A 19747-nucleotide genomic window follows, 5' to 3' on the forward strand; every position below is an offset into this window, starting at 1 on the left:
CGCGGTCGGGGACCACGCAATCACTCGGCTGTGGGGGAGAACGAGCCCCAGAACTGCTGGGTCCTTGCCCATTCCTGCCTGGACTCGGCGGCGATCAGGGCGACCAGCACGATCACCACGGCGCTCAGCCCGGCCAGCGGCGGGAGCACCACGGCGAGCGGCGTCACCGCCAGCACGGCACCGGCCGCGAGCAACCGCAGGCGGTTCACCGCGCCGTGCATGCGCAGCCCGAACAACGCCTGCCCGAGCAGGTAGAGGGCGGCGCCGCCGTGGAGCGCGAGCGCGGAGAACACCCCCAGCGGCCCGCCGTCGCCGAGGTGAGCGACCACGCCCTCGATGCCCAGGGCGGTCAGGAGGATGCCGGCGATGATCGGGAAGTGCCCGTAGGTGTAGGCCTCGACGGCCAGGGTGACCCGCCGTCGGCCGTGCGCGTGGCTCAGCCGGCGTTCGGCCTCCCGGGCGGCCACGCCGAAATACAGCCACCACAGGCACACCGCGGTGGCCATCCCGAGCACGGCCGCCACCAGCAGCGGCCCGCTGACCGCCTGGCCCGCCGCCCCGGCGCCGATCGCGATGAGAGACTCGCCGATGGCCAGGATCATGAACAGGCCGTGCCGCTCGGCCAGGTGCGCCGGACTGTGCAGCCGCCAGGCGCCGCGCCGGGCGGTGAGGTAGATGCCGGCCCAGTCCACCAGGAGGGCGATGGCGAACAGCAGCAGCTGCGTCCGGCCGCCCAGCAGCGCGCCGGGCACCAGCAGGGCCGCGCCCGCCAGCATGGGCAGCCAGCTGACCGCGATCTGGTGCCGCAGCCCGGTGTCATCGCTCGCCGCCTTGGCGAAGACCGTGAGGTGGACCAGCCGGACCAACAGGTAGGCGCAGACCAGCAGGAGTGGAGCGCCCGAGGCGGCGCTCCACGCCTCGGGGATGGCCAGGGCGACCACGAACATCGCCGCCATCGCCACGATCATCCCCGCGCGCAGCGCCCCCTGATCGGCCCGCGAATGGTTGCCCAGCCAGGTGTAGCCCGACCACGTGCCCCACAGCATGGCCAGCGTCAGGATCCCCTGGAGCACGCCGTTGACGCTGCGTTCGCGCGCCATGTGCCCGGTGACCTGCGTGATCGCGAAGACGTAGACGAGGTCGAAGAAGAGCTCGAACGGCGTCGCCCGATGATCCTCGCCGGCGGGGTGCACGCCCTTGCGAAGCGCGGTCATGATCCGCCGACCCGCGGCCTGCGGCAGAAGTAGGCCAGGGCGGGCGGCAGGTTGGCCCAGACCGTCCGGCTCGTCACGACCTCCTCGAACCGTCCCCCGAGGCCCTGCCGTAGCCGCCGGGCCGGCGGCAACCACCGCGTGTAGGTGTAGGCGAACGTGGTAAACGCCCCGTGCGGGGCGAGGACATCGGTGACGGCGGCCAGCAGGTCGTCCTGCGTGCTCGCGGCGAACGCCGCCCAAGGCAGCCCGCTCACGATCACATTGGCCTGCCTGGCCACGAGCACCTCACGCAGCTCCCGGGCATCGGCCACCACCACGTCGACCTGCGGGTAGCGGGCGGCCAGCCGCCGGGCGAACCGCTCGTTGACCTCGACGGCCACATGCCGGCCGCGGCCGTCCAGCCGCTGCTGGATGGCCGCGGTGAAAGCGCCCGTGCCGGGGCCGAGCTCGACGACCACCGGATCTCCGTCCCGCGGCACCGGCGCCGTGACCAGCTCGGCCAGCGTCCTGCCGCTCGGCGCGACCGCGCCGACGGTGAGCGGGGCGCGGAGGAATTCGTGCAGGAAAGCGGCGCTCATCGCACGACCTCCCGGGAAAGGAGCCGCGCGATCCAGTCGTTGCGCGTACGGCGAGCCGCGGCCGAGATCCTGGCCCCTGGATAGAGGGCGTCGAAGCCGTGGCAGCCACCCGCCCAGACGTGCAGCTCTGCCTGCCCACCCGCGGCCCAGATCCGGGTGGCGTAGGCGACGTCCTCATCGCGGAAGACCTCGGCCGTGCCGGCGTCGATGTAGGCGTCCGGCAGGCCGGACAGATCCTCGGCGACCGCGGGCGACACGTAGCCCGGCACCTGCCCGTCCGCCGAGCCGCCGAGCAACGATCGCCAGCCGAACTCGTTCATCTCGCGGGTCCAGACAGCGGGTCCGCCCGAGTACTGGTGGCTGGAGGTGGTGCTGTTGCGGTGGTCCAGCATGGGGCCGATCAGCACCTGCCCGGCGATCGGCGGACCGTCCAGGTCGCGCGCCATCAGGGCGAGCCCGGCGGCCAGGCCGCCACCGGCGCTGGCACCGGCCACGATGATGCCGTCCGGGTCGATGCCCAGCTCATCGGCGTGTTCGGCGATCCAGAGCAGACCCTTGTAGCAGTCCTCGACCAGGCTCGTCCCGGTGGCTTCCGGCGCCAGCCGGTACTCCACGGAGACGACGACGGCGCCGAACTCGTCGAGCCACTCCAGGGGGATGTCGATCTGCGAGAAACGATCCCCCATGACCATGCCGCCGCCGTGCATCCAGTAGACACAGGGCGCCTGACGCGGGCTCTTCGGGCTGAGGATCGACAGCGGAACGGGTGCGGTGATCTCCCGGTGTTCGGCGTCGCGCCCGTCGAGAAGGGTGGCGAGCGGCGTCGGCGGGATCGTGCGGAGCTGGGCGAGCAGCTCGGCGTTGAGTTCCGACGGCAGCGCCAGGTCGGCGAGGAGCGTGCGCAGCTCGGCGTCGAGGGCGGGCCGGTGGGCGTTCACAGGACGGCCTTGCCGCCGACGGGAACCTCATCGGTGTACTGCGACTCGCCCGCCAGCAGCGGCGCGAGCCTCGCGACGAAGGCCTGTGCTTCCTCGCTCGCGAAGAACCCGGCATGGGCCTCGGGGCTGGCCCAGCCCTCGGTGACGTGGATGACGTCCGGATCGGCCGCCGAGCGGCCGACCAGGAAGACGACGCAGTCCTCGTGCGGCAGGGACGGCGCGTCGAGCAGGATCTTGACCACATCGTCGCCCCTGCCGGGTAGCGCGGTCATGGTGGCGTGGAAGCCGTGGGTGATCGACATCTGATCGCTCCTGGTTCGTTCGGGTGCCCCTACCTTCCGCACCCGGGCCGTCACGCCACATCTGTCATGCGACTCCGAGAATTCGCGGCCCCGCCGATTAGGTCATTCGACAGATGCACGGCTGCGCCGGACGCCCGACCATCGATCCGTGACGACTCCCTCAGCGCCGCGCACGCGCGAACTGCGCGACCGAGCCCTGTTCGACCTGGACGACGGGCCGGTCACCCCGTCCAACCGCGCCGAGCTGACCGCAGTCGCGCACCTACTGAACACGCTGCTGGCCAGCCTGGTCGTCTCCTCGTTGCAGTTCGAGCAGCACGCGGTGCTCGTCCGCGCGCCCACGCACCGGCCGCTCGCGGACTTCCTGTACGGCTGCGCAGACCGCGACCGGCTCGGCGCCCGCCGGCTGGCGACCCGCATCGGACAGCTCGGATCCGCCGCCGAGTACGACCCGCAGCACCTGCCCGCTTGGTCGCGCCTCACCTTCCAGACCTTCGCCGAAGGCGACCTCACCGGCCTCGTGACGCAGGACCTCGTCGGCGCCCGGATCCTCGTGCAGACCCTGCAGGAGGCGGTGCGCTGGCTGGGCGCCGACGATCCCACCAGCCGGCGCCTGCTGGAGCGGCTCCTGGAGGACAAGGAGGCCCAGGCCGACGAGCTACGCGCGCAGTACGGCCTGGCTAGCGAGCCTCCGAATCCGACGACAGCGCATCCCTGAGCCCGGCCCGCGTGGTGACCCCCAGCTTGGGGAAGATGCGGTACAGGTGCGCGCCCACCGTCCGGTGCGACAGGTACAGCCGCTCGGCGATCTGCTTGTTGGTCAGGCCACTCGCCGCGAGCTGGGCGATCTGCAGCTCCTGGGCCGTCAGCGAGGCAGTGCCCGCATCGGCTGATCGGTAGCCGATGGCCCGCAGTTCGCGCCGCGTGCGCTCAAGCCACGGCTCTGCGCCCATCGCCGCGAATCCAGCCCGCGCCGCGCCGAGATACCGCCGGGCCTCGGCCGCCGACCTGCTCCGGCGTAGCTTCTCGCCGAGGACGAGCCGAGCTCGGGAGGCGTCCCACAGCCAGCGTTCAGTCTCAGGTGAGGTCAGGAGATGTTCCAGTCGTCCCACCGCCGCGTCGTCCAGGAGCACCTCCGCCGCCGCGTGGATGAGCGCCATCCGAGGCGACAGCCCGGCGACATCGGCGGCTCGCATGGCCTCGACGTGGGCGCGAGCCTCCACCGTGCGCCCGGTCCGCATGGCCGCCTCGACCAGGTCGAACATCACCCAGGTGCAGTGCGGCACGTGTGAGGCCAGGACGCCGGGAGGGCTCATGGCGGCCGCATGCTGGAAGGCTGCGTCGAAATCGCCCCGGCCCAGCGCCACCAGCGTCCGCGGATGCTGGGCGAACAGGGTCGCGGCCGTCACCCCGTGCGGCAGTGCCCAGTGCGTGATCTCGTCGGCGAGCGCGGACGCCTCGTCGAAGCGGCCCTGCCCGGCGGCGACGATTGCCCTGTTGTACAGGAAGTACCACGCGAAGAAGGAGTAGCCGGTGCTGTCGCAGATCCGCTGCCCTTCGAGGGCGAGCTGTTCGGCCTGCGCCCACTGGCCGACGAGGTAGTCGTCCAGGCACAGGTGCATGAGCGCGCCGAGGTGCCGCCGGGGCGCACCGCCCTCCCGGCCCTGCCGTACCAGGCGCCAGGAGGACTCGCGGCAGTCGCCCAGGCGGTCCAGGTAGACCGAGGCGGTGCCGATGCGCATGATTCGGGTGGGGTCGCTCTCATCGGCGAGCGTGCTCAGGATGGCCTGGCTGCTCGACTGCGCCGCCCTGCCCGCGCGGACCGGATCGGGGAAGGTCTGGCTCGCCAGCGCCAGGACATCGGGCGGTCGTGGCTCCAGCCTGCGCAGGGCCCGGTAGAAGGGTTGCCAGTACTCCGGGGCGCTGCCGTACCAGGACAGCAACATCAACGTGTGCAGGGCCTCGATGAGGGCCGCGTCCCCGGCCTGGTAGCCGTGCCCGGCGGTCTCTATGGCGCCGACCAGGAGCCGGTGCGCGGTGGCGACATCGCCTTCCCCGTTGAGCATCAGGAAGGCGGCGGCGTTGGCCGCGTGGAGCGAGCCCGCAGGGTCCGTGCTCGCCAGCCGGGCGTTGGTCAGGAGCGTGCGGGCGTCATGGATGGCGCCACTCGCCTCGGCACCGATGTAGGCGGCCTCCGAGAGCCGCCGGCCCCGGTCGCTGCTCTGCACGCTCAGCTCGGCGGCGCGGATCAGCGCCGCGACCGCCGCGAATGCGTCGCCGCGCAGCATGACCTGATGCGCCGACTCCTCCAGCGACCTGGCCACGCTCTCGTCCGGGCCGTCCGTGGCCGCGGCCAGGTGCCATGCCCGCCGTACCTGATCGCCTGCCAGAGCGTCGGCGAGGGCCAGGTGCGCGTTGCGGCGTTCCTCGTGCGTCGCGCCCGCCACGATCGCCGAGCGGATCAGCGGATGCCTGAACGCGATCCGCGCCGTGGCGTCGTCCACGCGCACCAGTTGCGCCCGCTCGGCCGGTGCGAGCTCCGCGAGCCCATCACCGGTGGCGGTCCGCAGGACGCGGACGTCACCGGTGCCCTCGAAGGTGGCCAGCAGCAACATCCTGCGGGTCGAGTCCGGCAGATCCGCTATCCGGCCCGCGAACATCGCCTGGAGCCGGTCGCTGAGCGGCACCAGCTCGGGGTGCCCGCTGTCCTCGCGCGCGGCGCCCAGCAGGGTGGCCGGTAACTCGGCCAGCGCCAGCGGGTTGCCCTGCGCCAGGTCGAGCAGCCGCTGCCGGATCCGCCCCGGCATCTCCGGGAAATGGGCGTCGACCAGTTGCCCGGCCACCTCGCGATCGAGCGGTTGGACCACCGTCTCGGTGAATCCCCGCGGATCCAGGAAATTCGTCGATCCCGTTCTCGCCGAGATCAGCAGGCCGGCCCTGACGCCCTCCAGGCGCCGCGCGACGAATCCCAGCACGAAGGCGCTGGCCCGGTCGATCCACTGCACATCATCCACTAGCAGGGCTAGCGGCACGTCCTCGGCCGCGGTCTTGACCAGCAGCAGGGCCGCGTTGCAGACCAGGAGGGCATCCGTGGGGGCGCCGACGCCGAGACCCAGGGCCACGGAGAGCGCCTCGCGCAACCCGGGCGGCAAGCGCTCGATCTCGGCGGTCAACGGCAGGAGCAGCTGGTTGAGGCAGGAGTAGCTGATGTCGACCTCGAACTCGGAGCCGGACGCTCGCAGCACCCGCATGCCCGCCGTGATGGCGATCTCGGCTCCGGCGGCCATCAGCGCCGACTTGCCCACCCCGGGCTCGCCCCACATCAACCGCGCCGCGCCCTGCTGCCGGGCTCTGCCGAGGAAGCCGGACAGCTCCTTGAGTTCGGCGTGGCGGCCGAAGAGTTCACCGCTGGTCACGACTGCCCAGCATAACTGCGGCATCACCGCCTCGAAGGGGCTCGTCCCCGCACCCTGCGACATGAAGGCGGGATCGGGCAAGAGGTCGGGACGATTGAGCAAGCGGACTGACGAAGTCCTTCCAGAGTGGGACCAATCGCCATGGGCGCGCCGCGGGGTGGCCGGCGGGAGCGTGGAGAACGGCTCGGTGCGCTGGCGCAGCCGCAAGGTCTACGGCTCACCGCGGTAGGACGCGAGCGGTTTCAAGCGGGCCGACATGACGAGAGGATTCGACACGCCCGCGCGGACCAGCACACCCGACAGATCACGCGGACTCTCCACCAAGCGCAGGTCCAGACGTTGCCATCCGACACAGATCTGCGGATCCTACAGCCCAGTTCGCCCTCCGTGGCCCTGTCATCATCGTTGGCACGCGCAGCGACGGCGACACGATCGCGGCCATCAGTCCTTCCACCGATCAGATGGACACCATCCGCCGCAGACTCTCCGAGCCACCGCACCGCTGAGGATCGACGCAGCGGTCATGCCTCATAGCTCCAGGCCGCCCCGGCACCGCGATACTCCCTGACCGAGATCGGATCTACCCCGGGGCGCATTCTGGCCCGAAACAGCCTCCCCGCCAGGTGGTCGACTTCGTGCGCTACCAGGCGGGCAAGTCCACGCTCGAACACAGAGACGCAACGGACACCCTCAAGAGTGTCGCCTGCAACGCTCCCGGATGCAGCCGCAACTGCTCCGCCAACCGGGCCACCGCCGCGGGCGGCACCGACGCCACATCATCCGGCACGAACCCGAGCCAGGACAACGTCCCCAGCTGGACGGCAAGCCCCAGCTTGTCGCCTGGGCCCCGGCCCCGTCCCGGGTCCACGAACGCCTGATCCGCCGACGTCAACGTGAAATGCTTGATCAACTCCTCCCGGCTGATCTCCGGGAACGACTGCAGCTGCTCCAGCTGCTCGGCCGTGAACATCTTCTGTGACACGAAACCCCACTCAACGCGCGAACCTGGACAAACGGTCCGAACGTAGTGGCAGCGCCTCCGAAGGCGATCACCGGCCCCCGCTTAACCCCAGCTCAGAGGCGTATCCGACGGAAATTCCTACAGGACTACCAGGACCCCAGATCCGCCGCCAGCCCCAGAGCCTTGGCCCGCCGTAGCTTGACGATCTCCTCCAGCAGCGTCTCCAGCCCCAGCCGCCCGGGGTCGGACTTCCCCACGATCCGCTCCACCCTGCCCGGTGGCTCGATCTTCAACGTCCGGCAGCGGGACAGCAGCGCCGCACGCAATCCCTCCTCCGTGAACACCATCGGGCAGATCTTGTCCGCCAGCCACTCGGCCAGCACGTCCTCGTCCGCCCGGGTCGACTCCCGGAACCCCAGCGCTTCGCGCATTTGGGCCCGGTGCCGCTCGATCGACCGGCCCGACCAGTCGTACTCCGCCAGCAACGCCGGCTCGACCTTCACCTGGCCGGCCACGTAGTCCACCGCGGCCTTGGGCAGCTCACCCACGTGCCGCGGGAACCGGCCCTCCTGCTCGAAGAATTTCAGCATCAGGCCGAATCCCAGACGGGTCGCCCCGTCTTGTTCCCCACCAGCTCCCAGTCGCCGTCCAGCAGCGTCCACGCCGCGATCAGCTCTTCCCGCTCCCACTCTCGACGCACCCGAACCCCGCCCCTCCACCCGACCGTCTCCGACACGAACACGATCAAGCAGAAGCCCCACCCAACCAGCCACATTCACCGCTCAGAAACGATCACGAACCGTAATCGTGATCTCTCATTCCGCTACCTGGCGGCTGGGGACATGTTCGGGAGCGGAGGGCCTCAATGGCCAGTTCGCCACCCAGTGGTACTGGCGGCGGGTCATCACTGAACTGGGGACAGCGTGGCGGCACGTTACCTATGGCGAGAGGGCTCGCGGCAAATCGGAGCGTTCGGCGGACTGTTCCTTCCCGTCCGCCGACTACGAGCCCTTGAACACCCTTGCCCGGGAAAGATCGACTTGCGCAAGATCGCCGTAACGGGGACGACATCTCCGCGTGGTCGCCTCCATCTACACCGGCACCGTACGGGCCTACGACGTCGTCACCATGCTCCAGCGCGACAGCCACCCCACCGCCCTCGGCGAGGCGATCGCCAACTACGGCCGGATCTTCAAGACCCCGCACATCCTCCAGTTCATCGACGTGGACGAGACTTACCGCCGCGACATCAAGGACATCCGCAACCTGCAGGAGAACCGCCACTCCCTGGCCCGCAGCGCGGAGAATCCATCTGCACCATCGCCGCCGGAGTGAAGGTCTCCGTCGGTGTCGTCCATAAGACCCTCGCAGACGCCCAGCTCGCCGCCGCGGAGGGCAACCCCCGCCGACCAGCCCGACCACCCTGGAGGACGTCGTGCCGCTGCCGCAGATCCCGACGGTGACCCGCGCGTACTGGCTGTGTCGCACACCGATCGCTAGCGGGGCGCCCCGTCGCGCTCGCCTCTTTGGGCGAGCCGCTGGAGTTGCCGTTCGTGCACGCCGGCCACCCACTCCCAGCCGTCCTTGGCCGATGGGCCGACCCGCGGGTCGCTGAGAGCACGGCCGTCACGCAAGGAGTGCAGGTACGCCCGATCCTGGTCGATCCGGGCATGTACCTCGTCAGCTCCGCCGACGGACCCGTGGCCCGGGACGAAGACATCGACGTCGCCCGCCACGCCCTCCAGCAGCCGCAGCGCGGCGAGGCAGTCCTCGATCGGGTCAACGGCGCCGTTCAGGTCGAGCATGGGAATCAAGACATCAGAGAGCATGTCGCCGGCGACGAGAACCCCGCGTTCCTCAATCAACAGCGCCGCATGTCCCGGAGCATGCGCTTGATGCTCGATGATCCGGATCCCGGGGCCATCCCAAGGGATCTGCGTCGTCTCGGCGGGCAGGCCGGTAATGAGGCCGAGCAGGTCCAGCGGTACCTCCTCGGGGATGCCGACGGCCTTTGCGACCGCATCCACCCCACCCGACAGGCGATCTCGCGCAGTAGCCGCGCAACGTGCGGTGCCGTAACGGGGCGCCGCGCCGAGCCTGGGGTGCCAGAGCAGGTGATCCCAATGAGGATGCGTCGAGAAACCTGCCGCAACGGTCTGGCCCGAATCGGACAGGTCATTCGCGAGGCAGGCCAGTTCGTCGCCCAGCACCCCGGCGTCGATGAGCAATACGCCACCCTGGTCCTGCACGACAACGGCGTTGCTCTGGCAGAACTCGCTCTCGTGGACCAGCACACCCTCCGCGACCTGCCTCAGCACGAGCTCGCCTCCCTTTCATCCCGGATGGCGTAGCGATGCATCGTGACGCCCTGCTCGAACGATCGCTGCTCCAGCAGGTCGAGGTCGATCGGCAGGTCGTAATCGTCGAACAGCGGCCTGCCGAAGCCGAGGATGGCGGGATGGGTGAAGAGCAGCAGCTCGTCAAGCAGCCCAGCCCGGAGAAGCTGCGTCGCGATTGCCGCGCCGCCAACCCCGATGGTGCCGTCGGTCTCGGCCCGGAGCGCGGCGAGCTGCTCGATCGCGTCGTCTCCGCCGATGATCCGGGTGTTGTGATCGGCGCTGTGGCGGGTGCGGGAGACGAGCACCTTGGGCTTGGCGGTCCAGATCTCGCCGTACTCACGCATGACATCTGGCAGCGACGCGTCCTCGCGCGCACGTGGCCAGTACTCCTCCATCGTCTCGTACATGACCCGGCCCTGGACCATCAGGGCGAGCGCCCGCGCCCGGGCATTGAACTCGCGGTGCAGTTCCTCGCCGATGCGCAGCCACTCGCCCGCGCCGTTGTCTCCCGGAACTTGCTCGATCCGCAGGTCGAGGGACACGTTCATCCAATATACGAAGTGGCCCATCATCTCCTCTTCCAATATAGTGGTTGCGTTCTGCAACTACTATATTGAGGACGAAATACCTGTCAAGGAGGAATCGTGGAACCACGGTCCGGGTGTCCGATCAACGCCGCCGTCGAGGTGCTCGGAGATCGCTGGTCGTTGCTCGTGCTTCGCGACGTCATTTTCGGCGACCGCCGCTACTTTCGGGCGCTGCTCACCGGGTCGATCGAGGGCATCGCTTCGAACATCCTCGCCGACCGCCTCGTACGGCTCGTCGAGGCAGGGATCCTCACCCGCGGCACCGCCGCGCGGGGGCAGCGCGCTCGCTACAGCCTCACTGAAACCGGCATCCAGACTCTTCCGATCATCTTTGCTCTCGGCAACTGGGGCCTCGACTGGCGCCCAGGCAGCGACGAGCTCCGGAGCCGGCAGCAGCTCATGCGCGATGAGGGTCCGGCGTTCATCGAGGAGCTCATGGACGAGCTTCGCGTCCGCCACCTCGACGCCCCGCCGAAGCCGCACGACGGTCCAGGCCCGTTCGAGCGCCTCGACGCCGCCTACGCCGCGGCCGGCGATGCTGCATCGGAACGGCCAGTGACGATAGGAGGCGTCCGCCGGGCTCCTTAACGTCACCGGCCGTTCGGTTGCTGCTCAAGCCCCGCGACACGCTGCATCGGCTCGCCGCCGAGAACTGCTGTGCGGGACGAAGAGATAATGCCGGATTCGTTCGATATCAGAGCTGGACGAGGACGATGGCGGAGTGTCAGAAGCTCACGGGGGGGCTGATCGGCTTGCGGCCGCCGCCATCACCTACACGGGGCGGGTGTGGACGCCGATGCCGCCGGCGACGATCAGATTGTTGCCCGTTATGTAGCTGGCGCCGTCAGATGCGAGGAAGGCGACAGCTTCGTTGGGTTTCCGCGATTGCTACGGGGACTTCGATCTCGATCGCGGTGGACCCGGCCGGATCGTCGTTCAGAGGCTGCTGGCGGTGATGTCGCCGTGGGAGGTGGTGGCGCGGATGTCGAGTTCGGCGGTGCCATCGTTCTTGAGGGCGTTGCTGATGCGGCCGTAGCTGGTGCCGGCGTCCAGGGCGGCCGAGACGCCGGCGGCGGCGGCGACCGAAATGTCGCCGGACTGGGTGCGGAGCACGACCGTGCCGCGCACGGCCTCGGTGATCCTGATGTCGCCCCTTGCGGTGCTGATCTCCGCGGGGCCGTTGAGCCGGCCGATCTCGACGTCGCCGTCGATCGCAGTGAGGCGGACGCTCGCGGCCTCGTCGATCTTGATCTGCCGGTACGCGCCCTCGAAGGCCACGTCGCCAAGGCGGCCGACGCCGCGGAGCTCGGAGCTGGCGGTCTTGGCCTCGATGCGCGAGCCGACGGGCAGCTGGACGGTGACCTCCAGGGATCCGGAGGGGCTGAAAAGCTGGTTCTTGGGCTCGGGGGTGTGGATCCGCAGGACGCCGTCGGCGTAGGCGACGGTGGTCTGCTCCGCGGTCTGAACGTCGCGGCTCTTGGAGGGGTTGGCGGGCAGGACCTCGACGGTGGTGTCGGCGCGGTCGGCGGCGATGAACTGGATGCGTCCGGCGGGGATGGCCAGGACGGCGGAGATCGGGGCGGGGGTGTCGAACTTCTGCATCGTGCTCTCCGGTGCTCACTTGTTGTTTCTGTTGCCGGAAACGCTACGTTGCTTTCCAAAATTCGGCAACGCTTCCGTTGCGCTCGATCGATATTTACGCAGGTGAGTCAGGCGAAATCGTTGCAACGGACTTGAGGGTAATGCAACGGCGACCGTCTCGATCATTGCAATGGGTGAGAAGTGAACGCTATGGTGGGGGACTCGGGGACCACCACGAAGGATCACCAAGGAGATCGCGATGCCAGGAGGCAGGCTCACCCAGCAGGAACGCCAGCAGATCGCGCTAGGGCTGGCCGACAGCCTCCCCTACGCCGAGATCGCCCGACGCCTCGACCGTCCGACCTCGACGATCACGCGTGAGGTGATGCGCAACGGCGGCCCCACCGCCTACCGCGCGGACCTGGCCCACCGAGCCACCGAACGCCGCGCTCACCGGCGCAGGCCCGCCTCCTCCCGCGGGCCGGAGTCAGTCCGCCAGCCACACGGACGCGACGCCGAGGCCGTGGCCGAGTACGAGGAGACGCTCACCACCGTCCTCATGGCTTCGGGCCTGCCCAAGATGACGGCCCGGGTGCTGACCTGCCTGTTCACCACCGACGCGGGCAGCCTCACCGCGTCCCAACTCGCCCAGCGCCTCCAGGTCAGCCCGGCGTCCATCTCCAAAGCGATCGCCTTCCTGGAGAGCCAGAGCCTCGTCCGCCGGGAACGTGACGAACGTCGCCGCGACCGCTACGTCGTCGACGACGAACTCTTCTACCAGGCGACGATCGCCAGCGCCCGATCCAACGACCAACTCGTCGAAACCGCACGCCAAGGCGTCGCCATTCTCGGCCCCCGCACCCCGGCCGCCACCCGCCTGGAGAACATCGCCCGCTTCCTCGACTTCATCAGCGAGAGCATCACCCGCGCCGCCGAACAGGCCCGCGAAGTCCTGCACACCAAACCCGAAACAACCTCAAACGGCACCGCACAACCACGTCCAGACCACGGGTAGGCAGCCGTCTCGATAGTCACAGCAGTGAGCAGGCTGGTGACCTCGGCGATCGCCTCCACCAAGGGATGGAAGTAGCGGTAGCAGGCCGGACGAGGTGTCAGGAGAACAGGGCCAGATCATGGTGGGTATTGATCATCTCGGACACCGCGAGCACAAGATCGCCGAGTTTCTCCTCGCGCGCGTGATTGATCGTGGATGACCACGACTCCGCAAGCCCCGTAGTGATCTTGCTATGAGTCGACCTCACCCACGCCGTGCCGGTCAGATGCCGCGGACGACTGCCAGTACGTGCGGCCAAGCGGTGGCCCCCAGCGCCGCGCCGGCCTCGGGGGTGCCGCCATGGTCGAAGCGGGTGGACGGGGGCGGTGCCACCTCACCTGGGAAGACGATCCGGTGGCCGGCATCGGCCCGGGTGATGAGCATCGCTTCGTGCCCGGCCGCCAGGCGCCGGGCCTCCAGTTCGCGGGCGAAGCGCAGGGACGGCCACATCCGGTCGGCACCGCCGGCGATCAGCATCATACGCAGCGGCGCGGCTCGGACCAGGGCTTGGTGGACGCGGTGCCGGTGGTAGAACCGTTCGCACTCACGCAGGGCCTACCGTAGGTGGCGTTCGTTCCAGAGCAGGCAGCGGTCGAGAGGAGCGGACGAAAGAGCACCAGTGATCATTCTGCCGCGATCGGGTCCTTCCGACAGCCGGAACGGGCGCACACCCAGAGAAGTCGGCAAGCCGGATGACCTGCGCGGATGCCATTGTCGACAGGCGCGCTGTTCCATAACCTGCGGATCCTCGCTTGATCATCCTTAGCGGGTCGGCAGTGAGCCGCCGAAGGGTCACGCAGCGCGGCTCAGGGCACGCCGAAGCCTCCACAAACCCCGGCCGCCTTCGCCACCGGAAACTACGTCATTTGACGCAATCAAGGACCTTCGTGCCCGTCTAGCGTTCCGGACATCTCCCCGATCGAGCCCGGGGCCGAATCTCGGGCGAAGGAGGCAATGCCGTGAACGCAGGTCCGGACGTAAAGAACATCGTGCTGGTGCACGGCGGCTTCGTCGACGGCTCCGGCTGGCAGGGGGTCTACGACCACCTGACCGCTGACGGCTACCGGGTGGCCGTCGTGCAGAACCCGACCCTGTCGCTGGCCGGCGACGTCGCCGCGACCCACCAGATCCTCGACGGCCTGGACGGACCGGCCGTTCTGGTCGGTCACTCCTACGGCGGCGTCGTCATCACCGAGGCGGGCAACCACCCCAACGTCGTCGCCCTCGCCTACATCGCGGCGTTCGCCCCCGACAAGGGCGAGTCGGTCAGCTCGCTGATCGCCGACCCGCCGCCCGGCGCGCCGGTCCCGCCGATCCTGCCCCCGGTCAACGGGTTCCTGTTCCTGGACCGCAACAAGTTCGCCGCATCGTTCGCCGCCGACCTGCCCGCGGCGCAGGCCGCGTTCATGGCCGACTCGCAGGTGCCGTGGGGCGTCGACGCCCTCGGCGGCGCGGTCTCCGAACCGGCCTGGCGGACCAAGCCGTCCTGGTACCTGGTCGCCACCGACGACCGCATGATCCCCCCGCCCGCCCAGCGCGCCATGTCCGAACGGGCCGGCTCGACCGTCACGGAGACCCCGGGAAGCCACGCCGTCTACGTGTCCAACCCCGCCGCCGTAGCCGCCGTCATCGCCCAGGCCGCCACAACCGTCACCGGCCAGTAAAGCCACAGCCGTCACCGTCCGTCGGAGATCATGGCGACCGTACGGGCTGGACAGGTTCCAGCACACGAAGGAAGGTCGGGGGATGGACGGGTTCGGCGCGCGCCACAATCCGGCGGCGAATCTGATCGGCCGTGACCCGGAGATCCAGCGACTGCGCCGGTTCGTCGACCGGATCGCCGAGGGGGCGGGGGAGGCGCTCCTGCTGGCCGGTGACCCGGGCGTCGGAAAGACGTCCCTGCTGGACCAGGCCGCCGCCCTCGCGACCGGCTCGGGGATCCGGCTGCTGCGGGCGACCGGCTCGCAGTTCGAGGCGGACATCTCCTACGCCGCCCTCCACCAGCTCCTCCACCCGTGCCTCGACGAGGCGCCCCGGCTGAGCCCCATGCTCGCCGGGGCGCTGAACGTGGCGCTGGGCCTGGGCGAGGGGGCGCCGCCCGCGCAGCTCCTGGTCGCCAGCGCGGTCCTGGAGCTGCTGCGGGCGGCGGCCGACAAGCAGCCGCTGCTGCTCGTGGTCGACGACCTGCCGTGGCTGGACCGCGCGAGCGCGCTCGTGCTCGGCATGGTGGCCCGCCGGCTGACCGGCCTGCCTGTGGGCCTGGTCGCGGCCTGCCGGACCGGCGAACCCAGCTTCTTCGACGTGGGCAACCTTCCGGTCGTGTACGTGAATCCCCTCTCGGAGGAGGCGGCGACCGAACTGCTGACCAGCCGCTATCCCGTGATGACCCCGCGCGTGCGGCGGCGGCTGCTGCACGCGTCGCTAGGGAACCCGCTCGCCCTGCTGGAACTGCCCGTCTCCCTCGGCGACCTGACCACCGCCGCCGGGACCCTCCCGGCGGCGCTGCCCCTCAGCCACCGGCTGCAAACCGTCTTCGCCTCCCGTGTTCGGGCGCTGCCCTCACAGGTCGTCGAACTGTTGCTCCTGGCCGCCCTGGACGGCACGGGCGACCTGCGCCTCGTCCGGGCGATCGACGCCGACCGCGGCGGCGGGGGCCTGTACGCCGCCGAACGCTCCGGTCTGGTGAGCGCCGACGAGTCCAGCGAACGGCTGACGTTCCGCCACCCCCTCATCCAGTCGGCGATCGTGGAGCTGTCGACCAGCGAGCAACGCCGCCGCGCCCACGCCGAACTCGCCGCCCGCCTCGCCGACCGGCCCGAACGGCACGCCTGGCACCTGGGCGAGGCCACCGAGGAACCCGACGAGAAGGTCGCCGCCCTCCTCAAGGAGGTCGCCATCGCCAACCTCCGGCGAGGCGACTCCGTCGGCGCCGTCACCCAGCTGCTGCGCGCCGCCCAGCTCAGCCCCTTGGGGAAGGGCCGCAGCGGACGGCTGGCCGAAGCCGCCTACCTGGGTTCCCTCGTCACCGGTGACCTGCGTGACGCTCCCCGCCTGCTGGAGCAGGCCCGCCTCGCCGACCCCGGCCCCGGCGACCTGCTATCGGTGGCCGGCGCCCGCGCCTTTCACCTCCTCCACGGTGACGGCGACGTCGACACCGCTCATCGGGTGCTGATCACCGCCATCCAGGACCATGACGGTTCGCGCGACGCGGGCGACATCGTCGTCATCGAAGTGCTGTACACCCTGCTCATGGTCTGCTTCTTCGGTGGCCGGGCCGACCTGTGGCCGCCCCTGCACAGCGCCGTCGAGCGCCTGAGGCCGCGCCCGCCGGAGCTCCTGGTGATCCTCTCCCACGCCTTCGGCGATCCGGCCCGCCTCAGCCCGCAGATGCTGGCCCGCGCCGACGCCGCCGTCGCGAGCCTCGGCCACGAGGTCAGCTCCGCCCGCATCATCCGCACCGGCATCGCCGTGGCCTACCTCGACCGGCTCTCCCGGTGCCGGGAGGCCCTCCAGCGGGTCATCCAGCACGGCCGTGAAGGCGGCGCGGTCAGCTCGGCGATCGAGGCGCTGTTCCTGCTCGGACAGGACGCCTTCCACACCGGCCGGTGGGACGAAGCCCAGGAGCTGATCGACGAGGGCCTTCACCTGTGCGAGGCCCACGGCTACGACCTGCTGACTTGGCCGGGCCGCCTGACCGATGCCCTGCTGGCCGCAGCCCGCGGCGACTTCCGGAAGGCGACCGACACCGCCCGGGACATGGACGCCTGGGCCGCGCCCCGCCGCGCCGGGATCATCGGCGCCTACGCCTGCCACATCCGCGGCCTCGCCGCCCTCGGCCAGGCCGACTTCGAGACCGCTTTCCGCAACGCCGCCGCCGTCAGCCCGCCTGGCACTCTCTCCCCCTACGCGCCGCACGCCCTGTGGGTGTTCCACGACCTCATCGAGGCCGCCGTCCACACCGGCCGCGGCGCGGATGCCGCGGCCCACGTCGCCGCGGCCCGCGCCTGCCGCCTCGACCGGCTCTCCCCGCGCCTGCGCCTGGTCGTCCTGGCCGCCGCGGCCATCACCGGCCCCCGGACCGACACCACCGCCCTGGAACAGGCGATCGCCGAACCCGGCAACGACCGCTGGCCCTTCGACCTGGCCCGCATCCAGCTCACCTACGGCGCCTACCTACGCCGTGCCAAACGCACCCCCGACGCGCGCCTGCACCTGGCGAGCGCTTCACAGACGTTCCACCGCCTGGGAGCCATCCCCTGGGCGGAACGAGCCGACCGGGAACTACGCGCCACCGGCGTCAGCCACGCCGGCACCGCGACCGGCCTGGCCTCCCTCACCCCGCAACAACGCCAGATCGCCCATCTCGCGGCGGCAGGCCACACCAACAAAGAGATCGCCGCCCGCCTCTTCCTGTCCCCGCGAACGGTCTCCACCCACCTCTACCAGGTCTTCCCCAAGCTCGGCATCGCCTCCCGCGCCGCCCTGCGCGACGCCCTCGCCGACCCATCAGACTCCATGTGACACCGCTACGGCCTGCACGACCCAGCTCGCGGCCGGGTGCGCGGTGGTGCCCAGCACACGGACACGCCGGATGGCGCGGGTGCTGCGGGCGCGTGAACCGGCAACAATCGGAATATAATGCTATAAAACGCACTCGGATTCATGGATCTGGCGATCGTATGGCTGCTCCGCTTCACGGTCGGAGGTAAGCCCTGGCGGGCGGTCCGCAAGAACGAACAGCACCTTTGACGCTGGAGAACCACAGTCATGAGTGACATCTCCGCCGGCAAGCAGATCAGGATCGCGCGCCGCGACGCTCTCGACGGCGATACGGCGCAGACACCCGGGCTCATCCGCGACGTCGCTTTCGACGCCCGCAACCCGGACGCGGCCCATCTTTCGGCATTCCGGAGCACCGTCAAGCCCGGCGCGGTAACTGGAGCTCACCATCACGGGGACCAGGAGACCGTCCTCTACGTCATCAGCGGTACGTCCCGGTTCCGGTGGGGAGACCGGCTGGAGTACGTAGCCGAAGCGGGTCCCGGAGATTTCGTTTTCATCCCCTCCCACGTCGTTCACCAGGAGATCAACGCCTCCGCCGAGTTCGAGACGGTCTGGGCTGTGGTGCGCTCCGGCGTGGACCCGGTGGTTGTCAATCTCCCGGAGCTTGACGCCTACATCGAGCATGCCGAGATCGAGTACACCGCCCCACAATAGACCGCAGTGGCCCAGCAAGGTCCTCTTCCGCCGGTTCACCGCGCGTGAGCTGCGGCGGCTTCGGGATGTAAGGGCCTGCCATTCCTCAGAATGGCTGTGACATTGCCGATCTCCGCCCGCTACGCCCAGGAAGGCATGCTGACTGCCTGGCAGCGGGCAGACCTCGCCGACCGGATCACCCGGATCCAGGGCCTCTGACAGACTGCCTTGGTGATCACGACCGCTGACTTCCATTCCGGGCTTCGGCCCGTCCCAGTGGCCCGGGATACGCTCCACTACCGCCGCTCGGCGACCGAGGCACTGCGCGAGCTGGCCGAGGCCCGTGCGGTGGCGGAGCTGCTGGAGCTGTCGCACGCGATGTGGTGCGGCCCGGTGTGCGCAAGCACCAGCGGGTGCGGCTACCTGCACTACCCCAGACGCGAACCCCCGCCGGGAATTCCCCGGTCGAGGCGGTCCCCGTACAACAAGGACACCGCCGACCTGTTCTTCCTGATGGGTGGCGGGGGCTATGCGGCCGGTACGGCGAAGACCCACGAGAGGGACCTGTGGCCCGTCCTGCGGGAGGCCGCCGCCCAGGCGGACGCTGGCGAAGGCGCCCGTATCGACTACACGGACTGGGGGCGCAAGAACGACACGACGGCCGCCGACATCGCGATGTACACCTGCCGGGATACCCTCCAGTGGGCGGCCAACTGGTGTGGCGAACGGTATGCGGATCAGCCAGCATTCCTCCACTATGTCGGAGTGTCAACGGTCTGCGACGACCTGTGCATCCCGCCGCTGGACCTGGTCCAGGGCCGGTTCAGGATGTACGGCCGCACGGTCGGCGACATCATCTCCGCGCTGGACGACCAGGGGTGGGGGCACGATGCCGTGCACGCTCTGCTCGCACTCGTCCGCCAGTACCTGTTCCAGTACGCGGAGAAGCTCGACTTCGTGTCCGGCCGTGAGCGCTCCAGCATGCACTCGCGCCTCAACGACTCGGCCGGAGTCTGGGACGCGGTCATCTACCACACGTACTCTGGCAACCCCTACGGCTGCTTGCTCGGGGTCGCCCGGCTATGGGACGCCGGTCCCTGCTCGAACACCTGGCTCACGGACGCGGCCATCTGCGATGGCATCTCCATGGACCTGTGCAAGTCCGCCATGGGCATCTACCAGCTGGACCTCTACCAGCCCACTGCCGACGAGCACCGCGCACAACAGCGGCAGACGGCCTACCAGTCGGTCTATCTCGACCTCATCGACGACCTCGTGGCCAGCGGCGCCCCCGACGCCCTGGTGCACTACGCGCACGCGGGCTTCCTGTTCGTGCAGACCCAGGAGCGCTACCACGAGCGTCGGATCGGCCACCGCATCCCCCTGCGGCCGGCCCTCACCGCGCACCTGAGCAACATCTTCGGCGACGAGCCCGTGGACCCCTTCGTCGAACAGCGCTTCCAAGCACAGCGAACCTCCCGCACCCCACTCGTGGCCACTGCGTTTCCGACCGGCCCGACCGGGCTGGGCACCTCCGCAGCCCGGCTCACCGCTCACGAACCACGGTTACATTGACCCCCG

At 69.8% G+C, this 19747-nt stretch carries 20 protein-coding genes; 8 read left to right on the plus strand and 12 right to left on the minus strand.

Annotation, left to right across the window (positions count from 1 at the left end):
* Positions 1–20: 20 nt before the first annotated feature.
* Genes AB0I59_RS26205 through AB0I59_RS26220 form a run of 4 tightly spaced genes read right to left on the minus strand, consistent with a single transcriptional unit; the run spans position 21 to position 3032 of the window.
* Positions 21–1214, minus strand: coding sequence for a low temperature requirement protein A (locus AB0I59_RS26205; protein WP_358136934.1), 1194 nt, complete (start codon positions 1212–1214; stop codon positions 21–23).
* The gene (locus AB0I59_RS26210; RefSeq protein WP_358136937.1) at positions 1211–1792 is read right to left on the minus strand and encodes a class I SAM-dependent methyltransferase; all 582 of its coding nucleotides are present in this window, start codon (positions 1790–1792) and stop codon (positions 1211–1213) included. The genes AB0I59_RS26205 and AB0I59_RS26210 overlap by 4 nt, the downstream gene beginning before the upstream one ends.
* Positions 1789–2730 (minus strand): alpha/beta hydrolase fold domain-containing protein, encoded by a 942-nt coding sequence (locus AB0I59_RS26215; protein ID WP_358136939.1) that lies wholly within the window; start codon positions 2728–2730, stop codon positions 1789–1791. The genes AB0I59_RS26210 and AB0I59_RS26215 overlap by 4 nt, the downstream gene beginning before the upstream one ends.
* On the minus strand, positions 2727–3032 hold the full coding sequence (locus AB0I59_RS26220; protein WP_358136941.1) for a putative quinol monooxygenase: 306 nt from the start codon (positions 3030–3032) through the stop codon (positions 2727–2729). Before AB0I59_RS26220 ends, AB0I59_RS26215 begins: the two co-directional genes overlap by 4 nt.
* A gap of 148 nt (positions 3033–3180) precedes the next feature.
* Here AB0I59_RS26220 and AB0I59_RS26225 point away from each other — a divergent pair, with 148 nt between their 5' ends.
* Positions 3181–3750 (plus strand): ferritin-like domain-containing protein, encoded by a 570-nt coding sequence (locus AB0I59_RS26225; RefSeq protein ID WP_358136944.1) that lies wholly within the window; start codon positions 3181–3183, stop codon positions 3748–3750.
* Here AB0I59_RS26225 and AB0I59_RS26230 read toward each other — a convergent pair.
* The 4 genes from AB0I59_RS26230 to AB0I59_RS26245 all read right to left on the minus strand — a co-directional run bounded on the left by AB0I59_RS26230 (position 3713) and on the right by AB0I59_RS26245 (position 8157).
* Positions 3713–6448 (minus strand): AAA family ATPase, encoded by a 2736-nt coding sequence (locus AB0I59_RS26230; protein ID WP_358136947.1) that lies wholly within the window; start codon positions 6446–6448, stop codon positions 3713–3715. The genes AB0I59_RS26225 and AB0I59_RS26230 overlap by 38 nt on opposite strands.
* 640 nt (positions 6449–7088) lie before the next feature.
* Complete coding sequence (locus tag AB0I59_RS26235) at positions 7089–7430, minus strand: DUF4158 domain-containing protein (RefSeq protein WP_358136949.1); 342 nt, start codon at positions 7428–7430, stop codon at positions 7089–7091.
* Positions 7431–7555: 125 nt separating this feature from the next.
* The gene (locus AB0I59_RS26240; protein WP_358136952.1) at positions 7556–7999 is read right to left on the minus strand and encodes a DUF4158 domain-containing protein; all 444 of its coding nucleotides are present in this window, start codon (positions 7997–7999) and stop codon (positions 7556–7558) included.
* Entirely contained in the window at positions 7999–8157 is a 159-nt protein-coding gene (locus tag AB0I59_RS26245) for a hypothetical protein (RefSeq protein WP_358136954.1), read from the minus strand. Before AB0I59_RS26245 ends, AB0I59_RS26240 begins: the two co-directional genes overlap by 1 nt.
* 329 nt (positions 8158–8486) lie before the next feature.
* On the opposite strand from AB0I59_RS26245, the gene AB0I59_RS26250 reads away from it, so the two are divergent.
* Complete coding sequence (locus AB0I59_RS26250) at positions 8487–8744, plus strand: Tn3 family transposase (RefSeq protein WP_061254450.1); 258 nt, start codon at positions 8487–8489, stop codon at positions 8742–8744.
* Positions 8745–8905: 161 nt separating this feature from the next.
* On the opposite strand, the gene AB0I59_RS26255 is transcribed toward AB0I59_RS26250, so the two are convergent.
* Both AB0I59_RS26255 and AB0I59_RS26260 read right to left on the minus strand, forming a co-directional pair.
* Positions 8906–9727 (minus strand): MBL fold metallo-hydrolase, encoded by an 822-nt coding sequence (locus tag AB0I59_RS26255; RefSeq protein ID WP_358136957.1) that lies wholly within the window; start codon positions 9725–9727, stop codon positions 8906–8908.
* Entirely contained in the window at positions 9721–10353 is a 633-nt protein-coding gene (locus AB0I59_RS26260) for a dihydrofolate reductase family protein (RefSeq protein ID WP_358136959.1), read from the minus strand. Before AB0I59_RS26260 ends, AB0I59_RS26255 begins: the two co-directional genes overlap by 7 nt.
* A gap of 39 nt (positions 10354–10392) precedes the next feature.
* Between AB0I59_RS26260 and AB0I59_RS26265 the strand changes: the two genes are divergently transcribed.
* On the plus strand, positions 10393–10923 hold the full coding sequence (locus tag AB0I59_RS26265; protein ID WP_061254456.1) for a winged helix-turn-helix transcriptional regulator: 531 nt from the start codon (positions 10393–10395) through the stop codon (positions 10921–10923).
* Between the two features lie 348 nt (positions 10924–11271).
* On the opposite strand, the gene AB0I59_RS26270 is transcribed toward AB0I59_RS26265, so the two are convergent.
* The gene (locus AB0I59_RS26270) at positions 11272–11937 is read right to left on the minus strand and encodes a DUF4097 family beta strand repeat-containing protein (protein WP_358136961.1); all 666 of its coding nucleotides are present in this window, start codon (positions 11935–11937) and stop codon (positions 11272–11274) included.
* A 238-nt stretch (positions 11938–12175) separates the two neighbouring features.
* On the opposite strand from AB0I59_RS26270, the gene AB0I59_RS42140 reads away from it, so the two are divergent.
* Positions 12176–12931, plus strand: coding sequence for a helix-turn-helix domain-containing protein (locus AB0I59_RS42140; protein WP_061254461.1), 756 nt, complete (start codon positions 12176–12178; stop codon positions 12929–12931).
* Positions 12932–13192: 261 nt separating this feature from the next.
* On the opposite strand, the gene AB0I59_RS26285 is transcribed toward AB0I59_RS42140, so the two are convergent.
* Positions 13193–13450: an alpha/beta hydrolase family protein gene (locus AB0I59_RS26285; RefSeq protein WP_358136964.1), complete on the minus strand. Its 258-nt coding sequence runs from the start codon at positions 13448–13450 to the stop codon at positions 13193–13195.
* A 479-nt stretch (positions 13451–13929) separates the two neighbouring features.
* On the opposite strand from AB0I59_RS26285, the gene AB0I59_RS26290 reads away from it, so the two are divergent.
* The 4 genes from AB0I59_RS26290 to AB0I59_RS26305 all read left to right on the plus strand — a co-directional run bounded on the left by AB0I59_RS26290 (position 13930) and on the right by AB0I59_RS26305 (position 19741).
* Complete coding sequence (locus tag AB0I59_RS26290) at positions 13930–14634, plus strand: alpha/beta fold hydrolase (protein WP_358136966.1); 705 nt, start codon at positions 13930–13932, stop codon at positions 14632–14634.
* Between the two features lie 82 nt (positions 14635–14716).
* Positions 14717–17491 carry an ATP-binding protein gene (locus tag AB0I59_RS26295; protein ID WP_358136969.1) on the plus strand — a complete coding sequence of 925 codons (2775 nt, stop codon included), beginning with the start codon at positions 14717–14719 and terminating at the stop codon, positions 17489–17491.
* A 246-nt stretch (positions 17492–17737) separates the two neighbouring features.
* Entirely contained in the window at positions 17738–18187 is a 450-nt protein-coding gene (locus AB0I59_RS26300) for a cupin domain-containing protein (protein WP_358136971.1), read from the plus strand.
* Positions 18188–18397: 210 nt separating this feature from the next.
* The gene (locus AB0I59_RS26305) at positions 18398–19741 is read left to right on the plus strand and encodes a hypothetical protein (protein WP_358136974.1); all 1344 of its coding nucleotides are present in this window, start codon (positions 18398–18400) and stop codon (positions 19739–19741) included.
* Positions 19742–19747: the final 6 nt, after the last annotated feature.

The organism is Microtetraspora glauca (genome assembly GCF_040656155.1).
Taxonomy (GTDB): domain Bacteria; phylum Actinomycetota; class Actinomycetes; order Streptosporangiales; family Streptosporangiaceae; genus Microtetraspora; species Microtetraspora glauca.

Excerpts from the sequence above, each read along its gene's own strand:
- AB0I59_RS26205 (WP_358136934.1), bottom strand. The coding sequence starts at position 1,214 with ATGACCGCGCTTCGCAAGGGCGTGCACCCCGCCGGCGAGGATCATCGG.
- AB0I59_RS26210 (WP_358136937.1), bottom strand. The coding sequence starts at position 1,792 with ATGAGCGCCGCTTTCCTGCACGAATTCCTCCGCGCCCCGCTCACCGTC.
- AB0I59_RS26220 (WP_358136941.1), bottom strand. The coding sequence starts at position 3,032 with ATGTCGATCACCCACGGCTTCCACGCCACCATGACCGCGCTACCCGGC.
- AB0I59_RS26240 (WP_358136952.1), bottom strand. The coding sequence starts at position 7,999 with ATGCTGAAATTCTTCGAGCAGGAGGGCCGGTTCCCGCGGCACGTGGGT.
- AB0I59_RS26270 (WP_358136961.1), bottom strand. The coding sequence starts at position 11,937 with ATGCAGAAGTTCGACACCCCCGCCCCGATCTCCGCCGTCCTGGCCATC.
- AB0I59_RS42140 (WP_061254461.1), top strand. The coding sequence starts at position 12,176 with ATGCCAGGAGGCAGGCTCACCCAGCAGGAACGCCAGCAGATCGCGCTA.
- AB0I59_RS26285 (WP_358136964.1), bottom strand. The coding sequence starts at position 13,450 with ATGATGCTGATCGCCGGCGGTGCCGACCGGATGTGGCCGTCCCTGCGC.
- AB0I59_RS26295 (WP_358136969.1), top strand. The coding sequence starts at position 14,717 with ATGGACGGGTTCGGCGCGCGCCACAATCCGGCGGCGAATCTGATCGGC.
- AB0I59_RS26300 (WP_358136971.1), top strand. The coding sequence starts at position 17,738 with ATGAGTGACATCTCCGCCGGCAAGCAGATCAGGATCGCGCGCCGCGAC.